Raw genomic sequence first — 6,447 nt, 5'->3', positions numbered from 1 at the left:
TAGTTCTGGCTGAGACCATTGAGACCGGCGACGAGACGGTGACGCTGTTGCGTTCTCAGAGATCGCAGGTCGGCCAGCGCGATCGGCAGGAACGCGAGGCCGGTCCGCGTATCGCGCGTCGTTATCTGGTTCAGGTGATCCTTGCTATCCAGGATGACGACGTTCGTGGCCTTCAGCGTCGTCGCGAAAATCGTCGACAACTCCGGATTGACGGACGTTGCATCGACGAGCAGGACGCGATCTCCGGCGAGCGCTGCGGCGTAGCCAACGGCGAGCGCGGTTGCAGAGTTGCCGGCGCCAGAGCGCGGCGAAACCATCATCACCGTATGGGGGCGTCCTGGACGCTGATGACTTTTGATCGTCGACAAAAGCCGCAGCACGGCTTGCCTATAAGCCGCTGCGCGCTCGCCTTTGGTATCGGCAATGGCGAGCAGCAGATCCTTGAACTGGGCAGACTGCGGCACGTCAGCGGTCTCTTTCGCTCGGCCCAACACGAGAACTGACGAGCCTCGCAGCGCCGGAATGGTGGAGATATTCGCGAGACGAGTTACGTCGCCGAACTCGGCCGCCGAATGCATGCTGTCGTCGAGGTGGTCGGAAACCAAGGCCCACGCCACGCCGAGGCCGAGGCCGCCGATCAATCCCAATCCGAGAATGAGAAGAGGGAACGGCTTCGATGGCCTTGTCGGCACCGACGGTGGCGTGATGACACGCGCATCTGGGGTGGAAATATTCTGTTGCTCTTGCGTCTCCTTGGCGCGCTGCAGGAACACGCCCATCAGCTCGCGGCTCGTCGTCACGTCCTGTTCGAGTTCGCGCGCCTTGATTTGCGCCGTGTTCGCCCGGCGGACCTCTTCCTTCGTCTTCTCGAGCTGAGCGCCGATGTCGCGTTCACGACTGAGGGCGATCTGATATTCGCCTTCGGCGCCGGTCGCGATGCGTTGCAGTTCGGCGTTGATCTGCGTCTTGACCGCGGCAAGCTGCGAACGCACCTCGATCAGCACCGGATGACGATTTTGCAACTGCGAGGCGAGCGCAGCTTCGCGTCGAGCGACCTGGGCATACTGCTCGCGAAGCTTCTGGATAAGGCCAGAGCGAATGGCATCGGGAAGTACGGCGGAGCCGCCGGGAGACTTGAGTGCCAATTGAACCTGGTCGTAGCGCGCCTTGTTCTCGGCCGTGACGGCGCGTGCCGTCGCAAGCTCGCCGTTGAGCTTGGTCAACTGCTGTTCGGTGACGGCGCCACCTTCTGACGTCAAGAGCTTGTTGGATCGCTTATAATCGTCTGAGCGTGTTTCGGCGGCGCGCACCTGTTCGCGCAATTCGCCAAGGCGTGCGTCGATCAGGGCGTTGGCGTGCTTGGCTTGATCGCTTTTCGCGGCGGTCTGGTCGGCAAGATACGCATTGAGCACGCCTTGCGCGACACCCGCCGCCTTAGCGGGCGTCGATGCCGTCACTTCGAGATCGACGACGTAAGTCTTCTGCGCCCGCTTCACCTTGATCGAGTCCGCCAGGGTATTCAGCGCCAGCGTTGCCGGATCCGGCGGGGCCGGGCGCTTGATGACGAGGCCCTTGATCTTCGACAGCAGGCCTTGACCATAGGCGGGGGCATAATCTGGATCGCCCGCGAGGTGCATCTTGTCGACGACGCGTTTCAGCACCTCATCCGATGTGATGATCGAGGCCTGGCTTTCGACGAGAGCCAGATCCGTTCCGTATCCGCCCTGTGCGACCTCGTCGGTTACGACTTTGCGATTCCTGGGATCGATGAACAGTGAGGCGGACGTCGTGTACATCGGCTTGGCGATGGCAAGATAGAAGCCGGCCAGTATTAAAGACAGCAGCGTCGCCGCCAGGATTTTCCCGAAGTTGCGACGCAGGATCAAAAGAAAGCTGCCGAGATCCGTGTCGCCGTTCTGCGCGCGTTGTGCGTCGCTCGAGGAATTTGAGCTAATGCTTCCGGTCATTGACTTTCTGCGGAGCCGGGAAAGGCGCGGTGAAAATGGCGCAATTGATACGGCGTTAAGGCGCGCCTCGAACTGTGCCATTTTTTGCTCCGAATGTTCTAATTACAGACACGGCCGCGTGCTCGGCTGCAGTCGATGCCTTTTGGAGGCGTCGGCCACAACCGTGCGACCCGTCAATAAAGTCTGGTGCAAGGGACATGCCCGGCGGGTCGCGTCATCTGGACATGGTGCCAGCATGCGATTGCAAATCGGGCGACGAAGCCCCGTCAATTGCGACCGTCACAACGGTGCGGTCACTAAGCCGCGATCGTTAATGCGAGGCGAGATGTGCTTACCGCGCGGCCAGATGCTTCCGAGTGCATGTGCACGATGCGCTAAATGGAAGCGCAATTCGCTGCACGACTATAAAGGCCTGGATTGTGCATCGCCTATTGTAGGCGGGGGAATTTCACCTGCTCATATAGAGACAAGGATCTGTACCGGGTGTTTGGCAGCGTTCATCAGCTTTCATCTCGGAATGTCGTTGGATTTTCTCGTTTTGCATTGACGCATTCGAGCTTCTCGGGCGCCGCATTCATCATCGAACTCACATCGATCGTCGCCGTCGCCATCGCGACGGGTCTCGCCTACCACTACGCCGTCTACGGTGCGCCCGGTTCGATCGAAAACTATGCGGCGGTCGGCAGTCTTACGGGGCTTGCTTATGGCTTGGCGTTCTTTATTCGCGATGAATACGGAATTGAAAGTCTGCTCGAGGGGCGACGTAGTCCGGGTCGTTTATTCCTCGTCTGGAATTTGGCTTTCGTCGGCATCGCCGTCATCGGCTTCCTGACGAAAAGCACGCAGTTATTCTCGCGCGCGTGGCTGGTACTCTTCTATATCTCGGGCTTCGCGACGGCGATCATGCTCAACGCGGCGCTCAATCGCGGGATGGGCCGGCTGATTGCATGGGGCTGGGTACGCCGACGCAAGCTGATGATCGTCGCGACCGATCTCGATATCGCGAGTATGGAACGCGAGATCGAAAGCGCCGCCGGATTTCTCATCGTGGCGCGCGTCGCTCTTCCGCACGTCGCCCATGACGCGACTGAAATCGACAGCGCTCTCCATGCTGCCGTCGGAAATGCGCGCGCCCTCGGCATCGAAGACATCATAATCTCGGATTCGCTTGCGGGTCCGGATTTCCTCGAGCGATCCGTCAATGCGTTCAGCGTTCTGCCGGTCGCAATCCATCTAAGTGCCGGCGGTCTTCTCGGCCGATTCAAGGATGCTCGCATTGCCCGGTTCGGCCAGGCCGCGGCTCTGTCTCTGACCCGTGCGCCGCTCAGTCAGTTCGAGGCCACGGCAAAGCGCTGGTTCGACGTGCTCGTCTCGGCAATCGCACTTATTCTCTTAAGCCCGCTGTTCGTCGCCGTCGCCGTGCTCATCAAATTTGACAGCCGCGGACCGGTTTTCTTCAGACAACGCCGTCGTGGCTACAACCTGGCGGAATTCCAGATATGGAAATTTCGCACGATGACGACGCTCGATGACGGCGACACCGTTCAGCAGGCAACGGAGAACGACCAGCGCGTCACAGGCATTGGCAGGTTGCTGCGCCGAACCTCGCTCGATGAACTGCCGCAGCTGCTCAATGTCCTAAGGGGTGAGATGTCGCTTGTCGGGCCGCGCCCGCACGCCGTCGCGCATGATCGCTTTTTCGAGAAGCGGATCGCCGACTATCCGCGGCGGCTGAACGTGAAGCCCGGAATCACCGGGTGGGCGCAGGTTAACGGCTTCCGCGGCGCCACCGACACGGACGAGGCGATGCGCCGGAGGGTCGATCACGACCTCTATTACATCGATAACTGCTCGGTGGGATTCGACCTTTACATCATTCTTCTGACCCTGATCTCGCCGAAAGCCAGCCGCAATGCGTTTTAGGCTCAGGGAATGAAGCGAAGATGCTACGGCATTGCTGAATTGCGCAACGTCGCGGCGAACATGTGTGGCCTTTCGTCGTTCTTTAGCTAATCTAGGCAGCGATTCGAGGTAACGGTTACAGAATCGATCGCGGAGCTCTTTTGCCATGCTCCGTCGCCTCCAGCCGGGAGCTTTCGTCATGCGTGTCAAATCGTTGATGGCACTGGCCGCAATCACGGCGGCTTTCGTGACAGTCAGCCAGTCCGCCTCGGCATTCGATTTGAATAGCCCGGATAACCGCAGCCAAACGGGTTGGTCACACGAGAACGGGCAGTGGGATTACTCGTCTCGTTATCCTCGCGGATATCTGAATGACCGCTACTCCTACTTCTACGACCCGCGCGGGTACTACCCCTATTACAATTCGGGCCAGTGGGGTCCGCCACGGATCGACCGCTTCAAGGGGACCCTGCCGCCCTATTACGCGTCGTGGGGAGCGTGGAAGAAGCGCTACTACCACGTTGAGTGGCACCGCCGGCATTATGGCGGTCACCGTCGCGGAGACTGGTGATTATTCTCACCGGCTGAAAAAGCAAACACCGGTTGAAGCCATCGCGGTGTCTCGCGCATTTCGCGTTCACGCCACATTCATTTGGTTTGTGAGACGCTTAGCTACTCCGAGGGAATCGGTGAATCTGGATTCGTGGCCGCGCAGCAGCGGTCACGAGCTTGGGGAGAGACCCATGATTAAAAAATTTGCGAATGCGCTGATGGCGCTGACGATGGTGGCCGCCATGACGTTCGCCGTTGCACCGCAGGCTGAAGCCGGCGGCCGCGGCGTCGGTGTTGGAGTTGGTGTTGCCGCTGGCATCATCGGCCTCGGCATTCTGGGCGCCGCTGCGGGAGCCCACGACTACTATGGGCCGCGCTACTATTCACGGTACGACGATGGCTGCTTCCGCGGACCACGCGAATGCCATTGGTCGCATCGGCGTTGTTTCGAAAACGAGTATGGCGACACCGTCTGCCGCGGCGGCCGCTATATTTGCGACCGTCCGTTGGTCTGCGACTGAGCGACTGGACTTTGCCTGAGACAATTTCAGCCGGTGCAACCGTGCACCGGCTGAATTCATTTTCGCCGCGCCAGCATGGCCGTATGCAGTGCCACCGCCGCTGCGTTCGAGACGTTGAGGCTGGCGACGGGACCATCGGTCGTGATGCGGGCGAGGCTATCGCACGTTTTACGCGTGAGTTCGCGCAAGCCCTTGCCTTCCGAACCCATCACCAGCGCGGTCGGGTGCGACCAGTCGATGTCTTCGATGCTTTGTTCGGCGTCGCCGTCCAGCCCGACGATCGTGAAGCCCGCCGACTTCAATTCGTCCAACGCTCGCGACAGATTGGCCACCAGCGCCACCGGGACGAGCTCAAGCGCGCCGGATGCCGATTTGGCGAGGACGCCATTCAACGGGGGGCTGTGCCGCCGCGTCATTACGAGGCCGCTGGCGCCGAACACGGCTGACGATCTCAATATGGCGCCGACGTTGTGCGGGTCAGTGACCTGATCGAGGACGATCAGCGGCCGTCCGTTCGCGCTATTTGCCAGATCGCTCCATTCGGGCTCCGGCAACAGCTCCGTTTCGAGCATTGCGCCTTGATGCACCGTGTCGGAACCGAGCAGGCGATCGAGGTCGCGCGGTGTTACGCGTTCGATCGCGAGCTTGATGGGTCCGACGGCCTCGGTCAGCCGGCGCTCGGCATTTTCAGTGAGGAGCAAGCGATTGGCGCGACGGGCGGGATTTTTAAGTGCCGCCTCGACCGCATGCAGACCGAACAGCCGAAGCGGACCGTCTTCGCTGGTTATGACCGCAGCATGGGTTCCCCGTCGTGCCGATTTTGCGTGCGACGACGCGCCATGCCGAGCACCGGAAAAACCAGCGGGGCGCTTCTTGTCGCGCCACGGTTTCTTAATGCGTTCGTTTGTCAGGATTAGCCTCGGTCTTTAACTTAGAGCGGCGATAGTCGATTGGGCGGCGGCCAGGATGCGCGCGCTCGGGTGACCTTGCAGCTTTTCCGATTGACAGGGAAGGGCCCCATGAAGATAACGCGGACGTAGGCCCTGCCCGCACCGGCAGGGCGCTTTCGTTTGGATCGCGGATATTCCGCATCCCATGGAGAGGTGCCCGAGTGGCTAAAGGGGACGGACTGTAAATCCGTTGGCTTCGCCTACGCTGGTTCGAATCCAGCCCTCTCCACCAAGTCCCTGTCTGTCAGTGTCGATTGGCGTCGTTTGGTGCTTCTGAAATCCCAACAAAATCAAGGAAAAGTGCTTTCTGACGTCTATTGACGTCGGCGGAAATCGTCTACCATCGGCCTCGCGTTTGTGGACCAATTTGTGGACCCAGGGATGCCGAAAACAACTCATCGCCTCACCGCTATCTCTGCCTCGAACATCAAGAAGCCGGGCCTCTACCCAGACGGCGCTGGGCTCTATCTGAGGGTGAAGCCAAGCGGGGCCCGCTCCTGGGTCTTCCGGTACATGCACGACTGCAAGCCAAGGTATCTCGGGCTCGGTTCCGCA

At 60.2% G+C, this 6,447-nt stretch carries 6 protein-coding genes and 1 tRNA gene; 5 read left to right on the top strand and 2 right to left on the bottom strand.

Annotation, left to right across the window (positions count from 1 at the left end):
- Positions 1 to 1,967: exopolysaccharide transport family protein (locus VN623_RS09380; protein WP_325570390.1), on the bottom strand; the 1,967-nt coding region annotated here is incomplete at its 3' end.
- Positions 1,968 to 2,450: 483 nt separating this feature from the next.
- Here VN623_RS09380 and VN623_RS09375 point away from each other — a divergent pair.
- The 3 genes from VN623_RS09375 (at position 2,451) to VN623_RS09365 (ending at position 4,942) form a co-directional block, all read left to right on the top strand.
- Complete coding sequence (locus VN623_RS09375; protein ID WP_325570388.1) at positions 2,451 to 3,890, top strand: exopolysaccharide biosynthesis polyprenyl glycosylphosphotransferase; 1,440 nt, start codon at positions 2,451 to 2,453, stop codon at positions 3,888 to 3,890.
- Between the two features lie 145 nt (positions 3,891 to 4,035).
- Positions 4,036 to 4,440 (top strand): hypothetical protein, encoded by a 405-nt coding sequence (locus VN623_RS09370; protein WP_325570386.1) that lies wholly within the window; start codon positions 4,036 to 4,038, stop codon positions 4,438 to 4,440.
- A gap of 172 nt (positions 4,441 to 4,612) precedes the next feature.
- Positions 4,613 to 4,942 carry a hypothetical protein gene (locus VN623_RS09365; protein ID WP_325570384.1) on the top strand — a complete coding sequence of 110 codons (330 nt, stop codon included), beginning with the start codon at positions 4,613 to 4,615 and terminating at the stop codon, positions 4,940 to 4,942.
- 56 nt (positions 4,943 to 4,998) lie between these two features.
- On the opposite strand, the gene rlmB is transcribed toward VN623_RS09365, so the two are convergent.
- Entirely contained in the window at positions 4,999 to 5,694 is a 696-nt protein-coding gene (gene rlmB / locus VN623_RS09360) for a 23S rRNA (guanosine(2251)-2'-O)-methyltransferase RlmB (RefSeq protein WP_325570394.1), read from the bottom strand.
- 345 nt (positions 5,695 to 6,039) lie between these two features.
- Here rlmB and VN623_RS09355 point away from each other — a divergent pair.
- A tRNA-Tyr gene (locus VN623_RS09355) sits at positions 6,040 to 6,124 on the top strand.
- Between the two features lie 149 nt (positions 6,125 to 6,273).
- Positions 6,274 to 6,447 (top strand): Arm DNA-binding domain-containing protein (locus VN623_RS09350; RefSeq protein ID WP_325570392.1); only part of this gene is annotated, 174 nt, incomplete at its 3' end.

This window comes from Hyphomicrobium sp., assembly GCF_035572195.1.
Classification (GTDB): Bacteria; Pseudomonadota; Alphaproteobacteria; order Rhizobiales; family Hyphomicrobiaceae; genus Hyphomicrobium_B.
Note: the sequence above shows the minus strand (reverse complement) of the source record. Positions and strands in the feature narration are given on the sequence as shown.

Excerpts from the sequence above, each read along its gene's own strand:
- VN623_RS09365 (WP_325570384.1), top strand. The coding sequence starts at position 4,613 with ATGATTAAAAAATTTGCGAATGCGCTGATGGCGCTGACGATGGTGGCC.
- VN623_RS09370 (WP_325570386.1), top strand. The coding sequence starts at position 4,036 with ATGCTCCGTCGCCTCCAGCCGGGAGCTTTCGTCATGCGTGTCAAATCG.